The sequence below is a fragment of the Herbiconiux sp. FW305-C-125 genome (assembly GCF_058783455.1).
This window is the reverse complement of record NZ_JBYSYO010000005.1, coordinates 252589-267222: the sequence shown is the minus strand read 5'-3', so window position 1 is coordinate 267222 and position 14634 is coordinate 252589. Positions and strand designations below refer to the sequence as shown.

13 protein-coding genes are annotated in these 14634 nt (G+C 68.4%); 4 read left to right on the top strand and 9 right to left on the bottom strand.

The features are described from left to right. Nucleotide 1 precedes the first annotated feature (1 nt). Complete coding sequence (locus tag AC3WLB_RS14775) at nucleotides 2–955, bottom strand: ROK family glucokinase (RefSeq protein WP_492507193.1); 954 nt, start codon at nucleotides 953–955, stop codon at nucleotides 2–4. Nucleotides 956–1060: 105 nt separating this feature from the next. Here AC3WLB_RS14775 and AC3WLB_RS14770 point away from each other — a divergent pair, with 105 nt between their 5' ends. Further along, complete coding sequence (locus AC3WLB_RS14770; RefSeq protein ID WP_492507192.1) at nucleotides 1061–2884, top strand: AMP-dependent synthetase/ligase; 1824 nt, start codon at nucleotides 1061–1063, stop codon at nucleotides 2882–2884. A 73-nt stretch (nucleotides 2885–2957) separates the two neighbouring features. On the opposite strand, the gene AC3WLB_RS14765 is transcribed toward AC3WLB_RS14770, so the two are convergent. The 4 genes from AC3WLB_RS14765 to AC3WLB_RS14750 form a co-directional block, all read right to left on the bottom strand. After that, entirely contained in the window at nucleotides 2958–4229 is a 1272-nt protein-coding gene (locus AC3WLB_RS14765) for a cell wall-binding repeat-containing protein (protein ID WP_492507191.1), read from the bottom strand. Between the two features lie 38 nt (nucleotides 4230–4267). Continuing rightward, on the bottom strand, nucleotides 4268–5545 hold the full coding sequence (locus AC3WLB_RS14760) for a cell wall-binding repeat-containing protein (RefSeq protein WP_492507190.1): 1278 nt from the start codon (nucleotides 5543–5545) through the stop codon (nucleotides 4268–4270). Between the two features lie 82 nt (nucleotides 5546–5627). Then, nucleotides 5628–6119: a peptide deformylase gene (locus AC3WLB_RS14755; RefSeq protein ID WP_022896025.1), complete on the bottom strand. Its 492-nt coding sequence runs from the start codon at nucleotides 6117–6119 to the stop codon at nucleotides 5628–5630. Continuing rightward, on the bottom strand, nucleotides 6116–9517 hold the full coding sequence (locus AC3WLB_RS14750; RefSeq protein WP_492507188.1) for a pyruvate carboxylase: 3402 nt from the start codon (nucleotides 9515–9517) through the stop codon (nucleotides 6116–6118). Before AC3WLB_RS14750 ends, AC3WLB_RS14755 begins: the two co-directional genes overlap by 4 nt. Before the next feature lie 75 nt (nucleotides 9518–9592). On the opposite strand from AC3WLB_RS14750, the gene AC3WLB_RS14745 reads away from it, so the two are divergent. Beyond that, the gene (locus AC3WLB_RS14745; protein WP_031282071.1) at nucleotides 9593–10405 is read left to right on the top strand and encodes a ParA family protein; all 813 of its coding nucleotides are present in this window, start codon (nucleotides 9593–9595) and stop codon (nucleotides 10403–10405) included. On the opposite strand, the gene AC3WLB_RS14740 is transcribed toward AC3WLB_RS14745, so the two are convergent. Next, on the bottom strand, nucleotides 10402–10908 hold the full coding sequence (locus AC3WLB_RS14740; RefSeq protein WP_492507186.1) for a MarR family winged helix-turn-helix transcriptional regulator: 507 nt from the start codon (nucleotides 10906–10908) through the stop codon (nucleotides 10402–10404). The two genes, AC3WLB_RS14745 and AC3WLB_RS14740, sit on opposite strands and share 4 nt — an antisense overlap. Nucleotides 10909–10994: 86 nt before the next feature. Here AC3WLB_RS14740 and AC3WLB_RS14735 point away from each other — a divergent pair, with 86 nt between their 5' ends. Then, on the top strand, nucleotides 10995–11786 hold the full coding sequence (locus AC3WLB_RS14735) for an SDR family NAD(P)-dependent oxidoreductase (RefSeq protein ID WP_492507184.1): 792 nt from the start codon (nucleotides 10995–10997) through the stop codon (nucleotides 11784–11786). Between the two features lie 23 nt (nucleotides 11787–11809). Here AC3WLB_RS14735 and AC3WLB_RS14730 read toward each other — a convergent pair whose 3' ends face one another. The 3 genes from AC3WLB_RS14730 to AC3WLB_RS14720 all read right to left on the bottom strand — a co-directional run bounded on the left by AC3WLB_RS14730 (nucleotide 11810) and on the right by AC3WLB_RS14720 (nucleotide 13687). After that, entirely contained in the window at nucleotides 11810–12358 is a 549-nt protein-coding gene (locus AC3WLB_RS14730; protein ID WP_022896195.1) for a MerR family transcriptional regulator, read from the bottom strand. A gap of 139 nt (nucleotides 12359–12497) precedes the next feature. After that, the gene (gene ftsR / locus AC3WLB_RS14725) at nucleotides 12498–13205 is read right to left on the bottom strand and encodes a transcriptional regulator FtsR (protein WP_022896194.1); all 708 of its coding nucleotides are present in this window, start codon (nucleotides 13203–13205) and stop codon (nucleotides 12498–12500) included. Beyond that, entirely contained in the window at nucleotides 13205–13687 is a 483-nt protein-coding gene (locus AC3WLB_RS14720) for an FHA domain-containing protein (protein ID WP_022896193.1), read from the bottom strand. Before AC3WLB_RS14720 ends, ftsR begins: the two co-directional genes overlap by 1 nt. Nucleotides 13688–13785: 98 nt before the next feature. On the opposite strand from AC3WLB_RS14720, the gene AC3WLB_RS14715 reads away from it, so the two are divergent. Then, complete coding sequence (locus AC3WLB_RS14715; protein ID WP_492507181.1) at nucleotides 13786–14619, top strand: DUF1295 domain-containing protein; 834 nt, start codon at nucleotides 13786–13788, stop codon at nucleotides 14617–14619. Nucleotides 14620–14634 lie beyond the last annotated feature (15 nt).

Sequence of the window (14634 nt, the reverse complement as noted above, 5' to 3'; positions counted from 1 at the left end):
CTCAGCTCGCCGTGGTCTCGGCGTACCGGCGGGCCAGGTCGGCCGCGCCCACCACACCGGCGTCGTTGACCAGCTCGGCGATGCGGAACTCGGGCTCCGGATGATACCCACGTGCCGGCAGCGTCTCGAGGAAGGCGGCACGGATGGGGTCGAGCAGCAGGTCGCCGGACTGCGCGACTCCCCCGCCGATCACGAACAACTGCGGGTCGAGCACGGCCGCGAGGCTGGCGCAGGCCTGGCCGAGCCAGGTGCCGAGCGTGCGGAGCGCCGACAGCGCGCCGGGATCGCCGATCGAGACCAGCTCGCTGATGTCCTGTCCGGTGAGCACGCCGTTGCGTGCGCGCACGGAGGCGAGCACCTGGCCGATGCCACCCGCATCCGCCAGCTCGTTGGCCAGGCGGAGCAGGGCACGGCCCGAGCCGTACTGCTCGATGCAGCCGTGCGCGCCGCAGCCGCAGGGCAGGCCGTTCGGCACGACCCGGAGGTGGCCGAGTTCGGCACCGGCGCCGAAGCCGCCGCGGAACAGCTTGTCGCCGCTCACGATCGCGCCGCCCACCCCGGTGCCGATGGTGAGGATGCACATGTCGCTCACGAGACGCCCCGCGCCGAACCGGAATTCGGCCCAGCCGGCGGCGTTCGCATCGTTCTCGATGATGATCGGCAGGTCGAGACGGCGCTCGAGCTTCTCGCGGAACGGCTCCTCACGCCAGTTGATGTTCGGGGCGTAGTACACGGTCGACTGCGAGGCGTCGATGAACCCGGCCGCGGCCACACCGACCGCGGCGATCTCCTCGCCCTGGGAGAGGTGCTTCACCATCTCCACCACGGTGTCCTCGATCACCTGCGGTTCTGACGCCGACGTGGGCCGGCGTTCGTGTGCCACGATCTGGCCCAACTCGTCGACCACGGCGCCGGCGATCTTCGTGCCACCGATGTCGATTCCGATGGCGCGCATGCGAGGTGGTTCCTTCCGCCGGGGACTCATCGCATCCAGGGAAGCCTCGGATGCACCAAGTAGAGTGTAGATGAGTTGAACCTGGCCGGTACCGAAGGAGTTGCCGTGGATGAGTATTCCGTTCCCCCCGTCGTCACAGCCGACCCCAACGCGAACGCCAGCGATCTGCTCGTCGAGCGGGCACGGCTGACGCCGAACGAGCCGCTGTTCGCCGTTCCTGCGGGCGCCGGATGGCGTGACATCACCTCGGCCGAGTTCCTCGCGCAGGTTCGGGCCGTCGCGAAAGGGCTGATCGCCTCGGGAATCCAGCCCGGCGACAAGATCGGGCTGATGTGCAAGACCCGCTACGAGTGGACCCTGATCGATTTCGCGACCTGGTTCGCGGGCGCGGCGCTCGTGCCGGTGTACGAGACCTCCTCGCCCGCGCAGGTTCAGTGGAACCTCAGCGACTCCGGCGCGGTCGCCATGATCGTCGAGACGGCCGACCATTTCGCGCGCTTCGACGAGGTGCGGGCCGATGTGCCACTGGTCACCAAGGTTTGGCAGGTCGACCTCGGTGACCTCGACAAGCTGGCAGCGGCCGGCGTCGGCGTGGCCGACGACGAGGTGGAGCGTCGGCGCACCCTCGCGAAGGGGTCGAATCTGGCCACGCTCATCTACACCTCGGGCACGACCGGACGGCCGAAGGGCTGCATCCTCACCCACTCGAACTTCGTGGAGCTCTCCCGCAATGCGGCGGTGGCGATGAAGGACGTCGTTCAGCCGGGCGCTTCGACCCTGCTGTTCATCACGACGGCGCACGTGTTCGCGCGGTTCATCGCGGTGCTCAGCGTGCACGCCGGCGTGAAGGTGGGGCATCAGGCCGACACCAAACAGCTGTTGCCGGCGCTCGGCTCGTTCAAGCCCACCTTCCTCCTGGCGGTGCCCCGGGTGTTCGAGAAGGTCTACAACTCCTCGGAGCAGAAGGCCGAGACCGGCGGCAAGGGCAGGATCTTCCGCCGCGCCGCCGCGGTGGCGATCGCCCACTCCGAGGCGCTCGACGCCGGCTCGGTGCCGCTCGGCCTGAAGCTCCAGTTCGCGCTGTTCGACCGGCTCGTGCTGTCGAAGCTGCGCGCCGCGCTCGGTGGCAACGTGAAGTATGCGGTGTCGGGTTCGGCGCCCCTCGGGCACCGGCTCGGGCACTTCTACCGCAGTCTCGGGGTGAAGATCCTCGAGGGCTACGGTCTCACCGAGACGACGGCACCGGCCACCGTGAACCTCACCGACAAGTTCAAGATCGGCACCGTCGGGCCGGCGCTGCCGGGTGTCGGTCTCAAGATCGCGGAAGACGGCGAGATCTGGGTGAAGGGCATCAACGTGTTCGCCGGCTATTGGCAGAACGACGCGGCCACCGCCGAGGTGATGGACGGCGAGTGGTTCAAGACCGGCGACCTCGGTTCGCTCGACGACGACGGCTTCCTCACCATCACGGGGCGCAAGAAGGAGATCATCGTCACCGCGGGTGGTAAGAACGTGGCACCCGCCGTGCTCGAAGACCCGATCCGCGCGAACCCGCTGGTGGGACAGGTGGTGGTGGTCGGCGACCAGAAGCCGTTCATCGCGGCGATCGTCACCCTCGACGCCGAGATGTTGCCGGTGTGGCTGGCGAACAACGGCCAGCCGGCCGACCTCACCGTCACTCAGGCGTCGGAGAACCCTGCGGTTCTCGCCGAGATCCAGCGGGCGGTGGATGCGGCGAACGCCTTGGTGTCGCGGGCCGAGTCGATTCGCAAGTTCATCGTCCTGCCGACCGACTTCACGGAGGCATCGGGACACCTCACACCGAAGCTCACCATCAAGCGCAACGTCATCCTGACGGACTTCGCCGGCGCGATCGAGGGCATCTATTCCGCGGCTCCCGCCACGGAGGGCCAGTCGCTGGTGCACTGAGCAGCGGGCGACGACCCACACGCGCGAAGAAGGGGCTCGCCATGGCGGCGGGCCCCTTCTCCTTTGTGCGTGCTCAGCAGGCGGTGAGCTTGTCCACCGCGGTGCCGAGAGTGGCGGTGCCACCGAGCACCACCACCTTCGTCGCTTTCAGACGCACGATCTCCTGAAGCACCGGCGCAGGCACGCAGTTCTGCTGCACCAGGTAGATCGGGTCGGCTCCCTCCCCCGCCACGGGGGCGGCGCTCAGCGCGTCGGGGAACACCAGGCCGCTGGCGAGGTACACCGTATCGGCAGCGGTGAACTGCTGGTTGATGGCCACAGCCGCCTCGAAGCGGTCGGCGCCGCTCGCGCGGGTGACGACGAACGGGGTCTCGAGCGCTGTCTGCAGCGCCTGGCTCACCGACGCCGTCCCGCCGACGATCTGGACATTGGTGACGCCCATCCCGTCCAGCAGTGCGGTCTCGGCCGCCGTCGGCTTCGTCTCGGTGCCGTTGACGAGCAGCACCGGCCCGTTCTGCGACACGGCCGCAGGTGAGGCCGCGAGCGCATCGGGGAAGTTGCCACCCGATGCGAGGTAGACCCAGTTCGACGTCGGGACACCGAAGTCCTTGTCGGCGATCAGCGCCCGCGACACCTCGAACCGATCAGCACCGCCGATCTGCTTCACATGCGTGCCGGGCAGCGCCGCTGCGAGTTGGTCGACGATTGCCTTCGACACCGACGCCGCGCCACCGACGACGACGACGTCGTGCGGAGCCAGGCGAACGAGTTCGGCCTTGGTCCCCGCGGTCAGGCCGGCGGCCGGCGTGAGCAGCAGGGGTGCACCGTGGATGCCCGCGACCGAACCCGCGCTCAGCGCGTCGGAGAACTTCTCGCCGCTCGCCAGGTACACGGTGTCGGACTTGGTGAACGACTTCTTGGAGATCTGCACCGCCTGGTCGTAACGATCGGTTCCTTGGATGCGGCTCACTGCGGGAGCCGCGGCCACCACCATCGTGCAGTCGATCGTCTTGGGCGGAGCATCTTCGAACATCGCCTTGACCGTGAAGGTCGAGCTTCCCGCTGTCGTCGGCGTGCCCTCGAACTGATACGGCAGACGTTCGGTGACGTCACCCGTCAGCTTCACCCCGGCGGGAAGGGCTCCGGCCGAGATGGACAGGCCCGCGTTCTTGTCGTAGCGGTCGAGCGCTGGGGTCGCTGGAATGGCGATCCCCTGCACGGCCGTTGCGGGCGGGCACACCGGGTTGTACACCTCGACAGCGGAGGCCGGCGTACAGGCGAGGAGTGAGGCTGCGACAGCCGCCGCGACGCCGGCAGCGCTCGTGAGCAAGAGAGGACTTCTCATGACGGATGGCTTTCCTACTGAATCGAGATGGTGGAGCGTCAGCAGGGCTTCAGCGCAGCGACGTCGGCGGACAGTGTGTTCGTGCCGCCGAGGATCACGATGCGCCACGGCTGGGTGCGCACGATCTCCTGCAGGACGGCATCAGGGACACAGTCGGTGTGCGCCAGATAGACGGGGCTGGGATCTGCCCCCGCCACCGGTGCGATGCTCAGCGCGTCGGGGAAGGTGAACCCGCTTGCGACGTAGACCGTGCCCGCTGTGCCGAAGACCTCGGAGTTGATGGACACCGCGACGTCGAAACGATCGGCACCCCCATTGCGCGTCACGGGGACGATCGTGGCGATGTCAGCCTCGAGGGCTGCGTTCACGGAGGCAGGGCCACCCGCGATTCGCACATGGGCTGCCCCGAGGGCGCCGAGCACGTTCTTCTCGTAGTCACTCAAGGCCGGCTTCGATCCGTCGACGAGGAGCACCGCTCCGCCGGCCGCGACAGCCGCCGGCGACGCCGACAACGCGTCCGGGAAGTTGCCGCCGTTGGCGACGTACAGCCACTCGGTCTGCTTCGCGCCGAAGGTCGCGTGCTGCAGCAGCGTGCGGGACACGTCGAAACGGTCGACTCCACCGATGCGGGTGACATCGGCCGTGGGGAAATCAGCGCGCAGGCCGTCCTCCACCGGCAGTGAGACGGAGGCCGGGCCGCCGACGATGACGATGTGGTGGGGCTGGAGCCGCGCGATCTCGGCCTTCGTTCCCGCAGTCATCGCGTTCGCAGGCGTCAGGAGGAGAGGCGAGTTGTGCAGACCCGCCACCGAGCCGGCACTCAGCGCATCGGAGAACTTCTCTCCGCTCGCCACGTAGACGATGTCAGCACTATGGAACGACGCGTGCGCAACTGCATCGGCTTGCGCATAGCGGTCGGCCCCGCCGATGCGCGAGACGTTCGGCGTCGGGTACACGGCCATCGAACAACCGATCAAGGTCGAACGGCCGGCGAAAGTCGCCGTGACCGTGAAGTTCGTGATGCCACTCGCAGTCGGCGTTCCACCGTACGTGAACGGCATGTTCGCTGTCTCGTCGCCGGACAGGGTCAGGCCAGCGGGAAGTGCGCCATCCGTGATGGCCACGTGCGCCGCCGGGTCGGGGTTGTCGAGCGCCGGCGTCGACGGGATCGCGATGCCCTGGGTGGCGACCGTCGGCGGACAGACGGGGTTCGAGGGGGCGTACGCCTGAGCGGAAGCCGCGGAGCCAAGCAGCGCCGCAGTCACGGCGAGCGCCGTCGCGGCGCCACCGAAGAGAAATGAGGTTCGGGGTCGCATGAGAACTACTTTCGTCAGGAGGTAGTGATATTTCCTCCAGACTCACAGCCCTCGACCCGAGGCCGTTATGAGTACTTGCTACTCAAAACCACGACGACTCGCGCACCTGCTTCATCGCCTCGCGCCGCGTCGGCTTGTCGAGGCGGTCGAGGTAGAGCAGCCCGTCGAGGTGATCGGTCTCGTGCTGCAGCGCCTGCGCGAGCACACCCGTGCCCGACACCTCGATCGGGTTGCCGTCGAGGTCGATGCCCGTCGCTCGCGCGAACGGGTACCGCGACGTCTTGAACCACAGATCGGGCACCGAGAGGCACCCCTCGTCGATCAGCTCCGGCTCGCCCGACACCTCGACGAGCACGGGGTTGATGATGTACCCCACCTCGCCGTCGACGTTGTAGCTGAACACCCGCAGGTTCACACCGATCTGCGAGGCCGCCACACCGGCACGACCGGGCACGCGCACGCTGTCGAGCAGGTCGGCGACAAGGCCCCGCACCCGGTCGTCGATGTCGACGACCGGGTCGGAGACGGTCTTCAGCACGGGGTCGCCGAAGAGACGGATCTCCCGGACCGTCACGGCGTGACGACGACGATGAGGTCGCCGGCCTCCACCTGCTGGGTCTTCGGGATGGCCAGTCGCGTGACGGTTCCGGCGACCGGGGTCGTGATCGCGGCCTCCATCTTCATCGCCTCGATGGTTGCGACGGCTTCGCCCGCGGCGACCTGCGCGCCCTCCTCGACCTTCAGCGTCACGACGCCGGAGAACGGCGCCGGCACCTGACCGGGCTTCGAGCCGTCGGCCTTCTCCGCCGCCTTCGCCTCGACCTTGACCGAACGGTCGCGCACGTTCACCGGGCGCAGCTGCCCGTTGAGCGTGGTCATGACCGTGCGCATGCCCTTCTCGTCGGCCTCGCCGATCGCCTCGAGACCGACGAAGAGGCGAACACCCTTGCCGATCTCCACGACGTGCTCCGTGCCAGGCTGCAACCCGTAGAGGTAGTCGACGGTGTCGACCACCGACAGGTCGCCGAACAGCTCGCGCATCTGCTCGAACTGGCGCGTCGGCGCCGGGAAGAGCAACCGGTTGAGCGTGGCACGGCGCTCCAGCGCATCCCCGTTCAGCGCCTCGCGGTCTTCGGCGGTGATCGGGGTCACCCCGATCTTGATGTCCTTGCCCGCCAGCACCTTCGAGCGGAACGGCTCGGGCCAGCCACCGGGCAGCTCGCCGAGCTCACCCGCCATGAAGCCGATGACCGAGTCCGGGATGTCGTAGTTCTGCGGGTTCTCGGCGAAGTCGGCCGGGTCGGCCTTGACCGCGGCGAGGTGCAGGGCGAGGTCGCCCACGACCTTCGACGACGGAGTGACCTTCGGGATGCGCCCGAGGATCTGGTTCGCCGCCGCGTACAGGTCCTCGATCAGCTCGAAGTCGTCGGCGAGACCCAGCGCGATTGCCTGCTGGCGGAGGTTCGACAGCTGCCCACCCGGGATCTCGTGCTTGTACACCCGCCCGGTGGGGCCGGGCAGACCCGACTCGAACGGCCGGTACACCTGCCGCACCGCCTCCCAGTACGGCTCGAGATCGCTGACGGCCTGCAACGAGAGGCCGGTGTCGCGCTGCGTGTGCGCGAGCGCCGCGACCAGAGCGGATGCGGAGGGCTGCGACGTGGTGCCCGCCATCGGTGCGCTCGCCACGTCGACCGCGTCGGCGCCCGCCTGCGACGCCGCGAGCAAGGTCGCGAGCTGTCCCCCGGCGGTGTCGTGCGTGTGCACGTGCACGGGCAGGTCGAAGTTCTCCCGGAACGCCGCGACGAGCTTCGCCGCCGCGGTCGGTCGCAGCAGCCCCGCCATGTCCTTGATGGCCAGGATGTGCGCGCCCGACGACACGATCTGCTCGGCGAGCTTCAGGTAGTAGTCGAGCGTGTAGAGGTCTTCGGCCGGGTCGAGCAGGTCGCCGGTGTAGCAGACCGCGACCTCCGCGATCGTCGTGCCGGTGGCGAGCACCGAGTCGATGGCCGGGCGCATCTGCTCGACGTCGTTCAGCGCATCGAAGATGCGGAAGATGTCGACGCCGGTCGAGGCCGCCTCGGTGACGAACGCATCCGTCACCTCCGTCGGGTACGGCGTGTAGCCGACCGTGTTGCGGCCGCGCAGGAGCATCTGGATGGCCACGTTCGGCAGCGCCTCGCGGAGTGACGCGAGCCGCTCCCACGGGTCTTCACCGAGGAAGCGCAGCGCGACGTCGTAGGTGGCGCCGCCCCAGGCCTCCATCGAGAGCAGCTCCGGCGTCATCCGGGCCACATACGGCGCGACCGCGACGAGGTCGCGGGTGCGCACCCGGGTGGCGAGCAGCGACTGGTGGGCGTCGCGCATCGTGGTCTCGGTGACGGCCAGCGCGGTCTGGGCGCGCAGCGCATCCGCGAAGCCCTTCGGCCCGAGTTCGAGCAGCTTCTGGCGCGAGCCGTCCGGTGCGGGCTCGGAGAGGTCGATGTGCGGCAGCTTGTGCGCCGGGTCGATGGAGCCGACACGGGCGCCGTTGGGCTGGTTCACCGTCACGTCCGAGAGCCAGTTCAGGATCTTCGTTCCGCGGTCTTTCGACTGGTGACCGCCGAGCAGCTGCGGCCGCTCCTCGATGAAGGAGGTGCTGAGGTCGCCCGCGATGAAGTCGGGGTCGTCGAGCACACCCTGCAGGAACGGGATGTTCGTGGACACGCCCCGGATGCGGAACTCCGCCAGCGCACGCCGCGCCCGCCGCACGGCGGCCGGGAAGTCGCGGCCACGGCAGGTCATCTTCGCCAGCATCGAGTCGAAGTGCGGCGAGATCTGCGCACCCACGTCGACGGTGCCGCCGTCCAGGCGCACGCCGGCGCCACCGGGCGAGCGGTAGGCGGCGATCTTGCCGGTGTCGGGCCGGAAGCCCGCCGTCGGGTCCTCCGTGGTGATGCGGCACTGCAACGCCGCGCCGTGCAGCACGATGTCCTGCTGGTGCAGCCCGATCTCGTCGAACGACATGCCCGAGGCGATCAGCATCTGCGACTGCACGAGGTCGACGTCGGTGACCTCCTCGGTCACCGTGTGCTCCACCTGGATGCGCGGGTTCATCTCGATGAACACGTGCTGGCCGGCGCGCGCACCGACGGTGTCGACGAGGAACTCCACCGTTCCCGCGTTGACGTAGCCGATCGACTTCGCGAACTTGATGGCGTCGGAGTGGAGCGCCGTGCGCAGCTCCTCCGAGATGTTCGGCGCCGGCGCGATCTCGACGACCTTCTGGTTGCGTCGCTGCACCGAGCAGTCGCGCTCGAACAGGTGCAGGGTCTCGCCCGTCGCATCCGCCAGGATCTGCACCTCGATGTGCCGCGGGCGGAGCACCGCCTGCTCCAGGAACATGGTCGGGTCGCCGAACGCGCTGTCGGCCTCGCGCATCGCCGCTTCCAGGGCGCCGCGCAGCTCCTCGCGCGTCTCCACCCGGCGCATGCCACGACCGCCGCCGCCCGCGACCGCCTTGGCGAAGACCGGGAAGCCGATGTCCTCGGCCCCGGCGATCAGCTCCTCGATGTCGCGGGTCGCGGGTGTCGACTTCAGCACCGGAACGCCCGCCGCGATCGCGTGCTCCTTGGCGGTGACCTTGTTGCCCGCCATCTCGAGCACGTGCTCGCCCGGGCCGATGAACGTGATCCCGTTCTCGGCGGCCGCCTTGGCGAGCTCCGGGTTCTCGGAGAGGAAGCCGTAGCCGGGGTAGATGGCGTCAGCGCCCGCTTCCTTGGCCACACGGATGATCTCCGACACATCGAGGTACGCCCGCACCGGATGCCCGACCTCACCGATCTGGTAGGCCTCATCGGCCTTCAGGCGGTGCATGGAGTTGCGGTCCTCGTACGGGAACACCGCGACCGTCTTGGCGCCGAGCTCGTACGCGGCCCGGAACGCCCGGATTGCGATCTCACCGCGGTTGGCAACCAGAATCTTCTTGAACATCGAGACCTTTCAGGCGCATGCGCGTACAGCGAACAGTTAGGTTCTCTAAGCCTAGTGAAGGTAACGTAGTCGATTGTGCATGTACTCAGCGTCTCTTCCCTCAAGGGAGGTGTGGGCAAGACCACGGTGACGCTCGGACTGGCCTCCGCGGCGTTCGCCAAGGGTTTGCGCACCCTCGTCGTCGACCTCGACCCGCAGTCGGATGTGTCGACGGGCATGGACATCCGCGTCGCCGGGCACCTGAACGTGGCCGACGTGCTCGCCTCTCCCAAGGAAAAGGTGGTGCGTGCGGCGATCGCCCCGTCGGGGTGGACGAAAGATCGCGGCGGCAAGATCGACGTGCTGATCGGCTCGCCCTCGGCGCTGAACTTCGACGGCCCGCATCCGTCGATCCGCGACATCTGGAAGCTCGAAGAGGCCCTGGCCACCGTCGAGACCGAGTACGACCTCGTGCTGATCGACTGCGCCCCGTCGCTGAACGCGCTGACGCGCACGGCCTGGGCCGCATCCGACCGCGTCTCCGTCGTCACCGAGCCCGGTCTGTTCTCGGTGGCCGCAGCCGACCGCGCGCTGCGCGCGATCGAGGAGATCCGTCGCGGGCTGTCGCCGCGCCTCCAGCCGCTCGGCATCATCGTGAACCGCGTGCGCTCGCAGTCGCTCGAGCACCAGTTCCGCATCAAGGAGCTCCGCGACATGTTCGGCCCGCTGGTGCTCTCGCCCCAGCTGCCCGAGCGCACCAGCCTCCAGCAGGCTCAGGGCGCGGCGAAGCCGCTGCACGTCTGGCCCGGTGAGGGCGCCCAGGAGATGGCGCGCAACTTCGACCTGCTGCTCGAGCGCGTCATGCGCACGGGCCGCGTCGGCGAATACGCCGACGTCACCAAGGCCTAGGGCTGCTCCTTCGATCCGTCGGGCACCTGCCACTCCCCTTCGTCGCGGATGGCGCGGATGATGCGTCCGCTGATGACGCGTAGCTGCTTCTTCTGAGCCGAAGTCAGCACATCGAGAACGAGCCGGTGCACCGTTTCGTTGTGGCGAGGCGTCGCCTCGCGGTAGACACCATGCCCGCCCTCGGTGAGGACGGCGAGGGTGTACCGCCCGTCCCCCGGGTCCGGCCGCCGGGCGACCCAGCCCCGCCGCTCGAGCCGGGCCACCGCGCGCGAGAGCCGCGAGAGCGAGCTGTTGGCGTAGCCCGCTAGCACGCTCATGCGCAGCGTGCGTTCGGGTGCGTCGGCCAGCGCGTACAGGATCCCGTACTCGAAGTGGGTGAGCTCGAAGTCGCGCGCGAGCGGCGCGTCGAGCGCGGGCGGCAGCCACTCCAGCACGGTCGCCAGAGCGGCCCAGGTCTGGAGGTCGTCGCCGGTCAGATCGGCGGATGCGGTGTCGTCGGCCATCGCCTCAGCCTATCTGATTGACTTGACTGAGCAAGTGATCGTGTTAGCGTTTCACGTGACTGAGCAAGTAAAACGAATGGATGGACATGGATCTCGGATTGACCGGCAAGCGCGCTTTCGTGAGCGGATCGACCCAGGGCATCGGCTGGGCCGTGGCCGATGCGCTGGTGCGGGAGGGCGCAGTCGTGCTGCTGAACGGGCGGAGCGACGACCGGGTGCGGGAGGCCGTGCGACGGCTGCGCGCCGCGCATCCGCAGGCCGAGATCTCCGGGATCGCGGCCGACTTCGAGCGCGCCGACGACGTCGCTCGGTTGCTCGAGGAGCTCGGTGACGTCGACATCCTGGTGAACAACGTCGGCCTGTTCGGGGTCGCCGCCTTCGACACCGTCTCCGACGACGAGTGGCAGCGCTACTTCGAGGTCAACCTGATGAGCGCCGTACGGCTGTCACGGCACCTCATGCCGGGAATGCTCGCCCGAGGCGACGGCCGCATCCTGATGATCGGCAGCGAGTCGGGGGTCGACGTGCCGGCCGACATGCTGCACTACGGCACCATGAAGGCCGCTCTGCTCGGCTTCGCCAACGGACTCGCGAAGCTCACCCGCGGCTCGGCCGTGACCGTGAACACGATTCTCGGCGGTCCGACGTACTCGGATGGCGTCGCACAGGTGGTCGAGGAGATCTCGCGTGCCCAAGGTGTGCCGGCTGAGGAGATGAAGGCCGGCATCATCGCGCAGAACCGCACCACGCTGCTCGAACGGTTCATCGAGCCCGCCGAGCTGGCAGCTCTCGCGGTCTACCTGGTCAGCCCACGGGCATCGGCGACCAACGGCTCAGCCGTGCGTGCCGACGGCGGCGTGCTCACCGGAATGCTCTGAGCTGACCGAAATGCCCTGAGGGGTCAAACAGCCTTGCGGGCCGCGCGGCGGGCGGCGAGTTCGTCGTGCGGGTCGGCCACCGTGGAGTCGAGCTCGACCAGGCTGTTCTCCACCTCGCGCAGCACCTTGCCCACGGCGATGCCGAAGACGCCCTGACCGCGGCTGACCAGGTCGATGACCTCGTCGTTCGAGGTGCAGAGATAGACGCTCGCGCCGTCGCTCATCAGCGTGGTCTGGGCGAGGTCGTTGATGCCCGCCTCGCGCAGCTGGTTGATGGCGGTGCGGATCTGCTGCAACGAGATCCCGGTGTCGAGGAGGCGCTTCACGAGCTTCAGCACCAGGATGTCGCGGAACCCGTAGAGCCGCTGCGACCCCGACCCTGCGGCCCCGCGGACGGTGGGTTCGACCAGCGCGGTGCGCGCCCAATAGTCGAGCTGGCGGTAGGTGATGCCCGCAGCGCGCGCGGCGACGGCACCGCGATACCCGCTCGCGTCATCGAGGTCGGGAAGACCGTCGGTGAACAGGAGTCCGAGATCGTAGCGCGAATCGTCGTCCTGGATCAGCTCGCTCATCAGCGCCTTCCGTCGTCCGGGGCATCCGGAACTCGTCTTCTGCTCTCCCCACGGTAGCGATGCCGAGGGTGCGGAGCAACGACATCACCCAATCCGAACCCGGCGTGTCGCGTGCGGTGCCGAATCGTTATGCGCCGGCTCAGGGCGCGATCCGCCCCAGGGCCGACCGGATGAGGCTCGACCGCACGATCTCCAGCTGCCCCGCGATCTCGAGGGCGAGCTCGGCCACTTTCGCCCGGCTGGACGGGTCGCGACGCCGGGCCACCGGCATGAGCGCACTCTCGATCAGGCCGAGTTCGCGCTCGGTCGCCTGCCGGAACCCGCGCAGGTGCCGCGGTTCGATGCCGCTGCGCTGCAACTCCACGAGCGCCTTCAGCACCACCAGCGCATCCTCGCCGTAGGAGTCGGCGGGCGTGAGCACCGAGGCCGAGAAGGCGTCCTGCACGAGCATGGGGGTCGCACCGGCTTCGCGGGTGAGTTCGTCCCGGCTCAGCCGCCGGCCGGTCTGCAGAATGGATGCGCCACCGGGCAACGCCGCACCGGGCATCGGCGGGTTGAGCCCGGCGTCGACGTCGGCGAGGTAGTCCTTGATGACCGCGAGGGGCAGGTAGCAGTCGCGCTGCAGGGTGAGGATGAGCCGCAACCGGCTGAGGTCGTTCTGCGAGAACTTGCGGTAGCCCGAGGCGGTGCGGGCCGGATGCACGAGGCCGCGCTCTTCGAGGAAGCGCAGTTTCGACGGCGTGAGGTCGGGGAACTCACCGGTGAGCTTCGCGAGCACCTGCCCGATTCCGAGCAACTGCGACGAGCCCGGGTTCCGCTCGGGAACGGGCTGGACTGCGGCCGCCACTACTCGCCCGCGGCGGTGACGACGTCGATGCGCGACGGGTAGAACGTGAGCCGGAACTTGCCGATCTGCACCTCCGCGCCGTCATCGAGCAGCGCCTCGTCGACGCGGACGCCGCCCACGTAGGTGCCGTTCAGCGAGCCGAGGTCTTTCACCTGGAAAGTGTGGCCGTGCCGGGAGAACTCCGCGTGCCGCCGCGAGACCGTCACGTCGTCGAGGAAGATGTCGGCGTTCGGGTGCCGGCCCACCGTGGTGACGTTGGTGTCGAGCAGGAAGCGGGCGCCCGCATTGGGGCCCCGGCGCACGATGAGGAGGGCGGAACCCGAGGGCAGCGCGGCGATCGATTCGAGCTCCTCGCCCGTGACGCCACCCTCCAAGGCGGCGAGCTGCGCCGCGAATTCACCCGTCAGTGACAGCGTCGTGTCGCCCGTCGTGGTGGGGACGGGGATGCGCGTCGTGTGATCGGTGTTCGCGTCGTTCGTCATCCGGCTGCCCTCCTTGCTCAGACCAGCGTAGCTGATCGGCGCCGCCCGCCAACCGGGAATTGCCCCAGCGAACGCCGAGCGCGGCCTACACTTTTGCCATGGCTCCGCTGATAGCTTCGTTCTGGGTGTTCGCCGCGATCTGCCTCGTGGTGTGGGTGACGTCGCTGATCACTCGGGAGTACTCCTGGGTCGACCGGATCTGGTCGATCATCCCCATCGTCTACGTCTGGATCTTCGCGGGCGCAGCCGGCTTCACCGATCTCCGCCTCGATCTGCTCGCCGCGGCGGTGACGCTCTGGGGCGCCCGCCTCACCTTCAACTTCTCGCGCAAAGGCGGCTACGCGCCGGGCGGCGAGGACTACCGCTGGGCCGTGCTCCGCGCTCGCATGACACCGGGGCAGTTCCAGGTGTTCAATCTGTTCTTCATCACCATCTACCAGAACATCATCCTGCTGCTCATCACGTTGCCGGCGTTCATGATGTTCGAGCACCGTGCAACGCCGTTCGGGCTGCTCGATGCGCTGCTGTTCGTGATCTTCCTCGCCTTCCTGGTGGGCGAGACGATCGCCGACCAGCAGCAGTGGGACTTCCAGCAGTGGAAGAAGCGGGAGCTGGCGGCGGGGCGGGAGGCGCATCCGCGGTTCGTGCAGACGGGTCTGTTCCGCTTCTCCCGCCACCCCAACTTCTTCTTCGAGCAGGCGCAGTGGTGGGTGGTGTTCTTCATCGGCGCCACGGCGGCCGGCACCGTGTTCCAGTGGACCGTGGCCGGCGCGGTTCTGCTCACGCTGCTGTTCATCGGCTCGACGGTGTTCACCGAGAGCATCACGCTGTCGAAGTACCCGGAGTACGCGGAGTACAAAAAGCGAACGTCCGCCCTCATCCCGTGGTTCCCGGGAAAGAGAGCGGACGTCCAGGTGCCGCAGCCGAACTGAGCTCGGTGCCGGTCG

Excerpts from the sequence above, each read along its gene's own strand:
- AC3WLB_RS14750 (WP_492507188.1), bottom strand. The coding sequence starts at position 9,517 with ATGTTCAAGAAGATTCTGGTTGCCAACCGCGGTGAGATCGCAATCCGG.
- AC3WLB_RS14720 (WP_022896193.1), bottom strand. The coding sequence starts at position 13,687 with ATGACGAACGACGCGAACACCGATCACACGACGCGCATCCCCGTCCCC.
- AC3WLB_RS14740 (WP_492507186.1), bottom strand. The coding sequence starts at position 10,908 with ATGGCCGACGACACCGCATCCGCCGATCTGACCGGCGACGACCTCCAG.
- AC3WLB_RS14760 (WP_492507190.1), bottom strand. The coding sequence starts at position 5,545 with ATGCGACCCCGAACCTCATTTCTCTTCGGTGGCGCCGCGACGGCGCTC.
- AC3WLB_RS14775 (WP_492507193.1), bottom strand. The coding sequence starts at position 955 with ATGCGCGCCATCGGAATCGACATCGGTGGCACGAAGATCGCCGGCGCC.
- AC3WLB_RS14715 (WP_492507181.1), top strand. The coding sequence starts at position 13,786 with ATGGCTCCGCTGATAGCTTCGTTCTGGGTGTTCGCCGCGATCTGCCTC.
- AC3WLB_RS14765 (WP_492507191.1), bottom strand. The coding sequence starts at position 4,229 with ATGAGAAGTCCTCTCTTGCTCACGAGCGCTGCCGGCGTCGCGGCGGCT.
- AC3WLB_RS14730 (WP_022896195.1), bottom strand. The coding sequence starts at position 12,358 with ATGAGCGAGCTGATCCAGGACGACGATTCGCGCTACGATCTCGGACTC.
- AC3WLB_RS14735 (WP_492507184.1), top strand. The coding sequence starts at position 10,995 with ATGGATCTCGGATTGACCGGCAAGCGCGCTTTCGTGAGCGGATCGACC.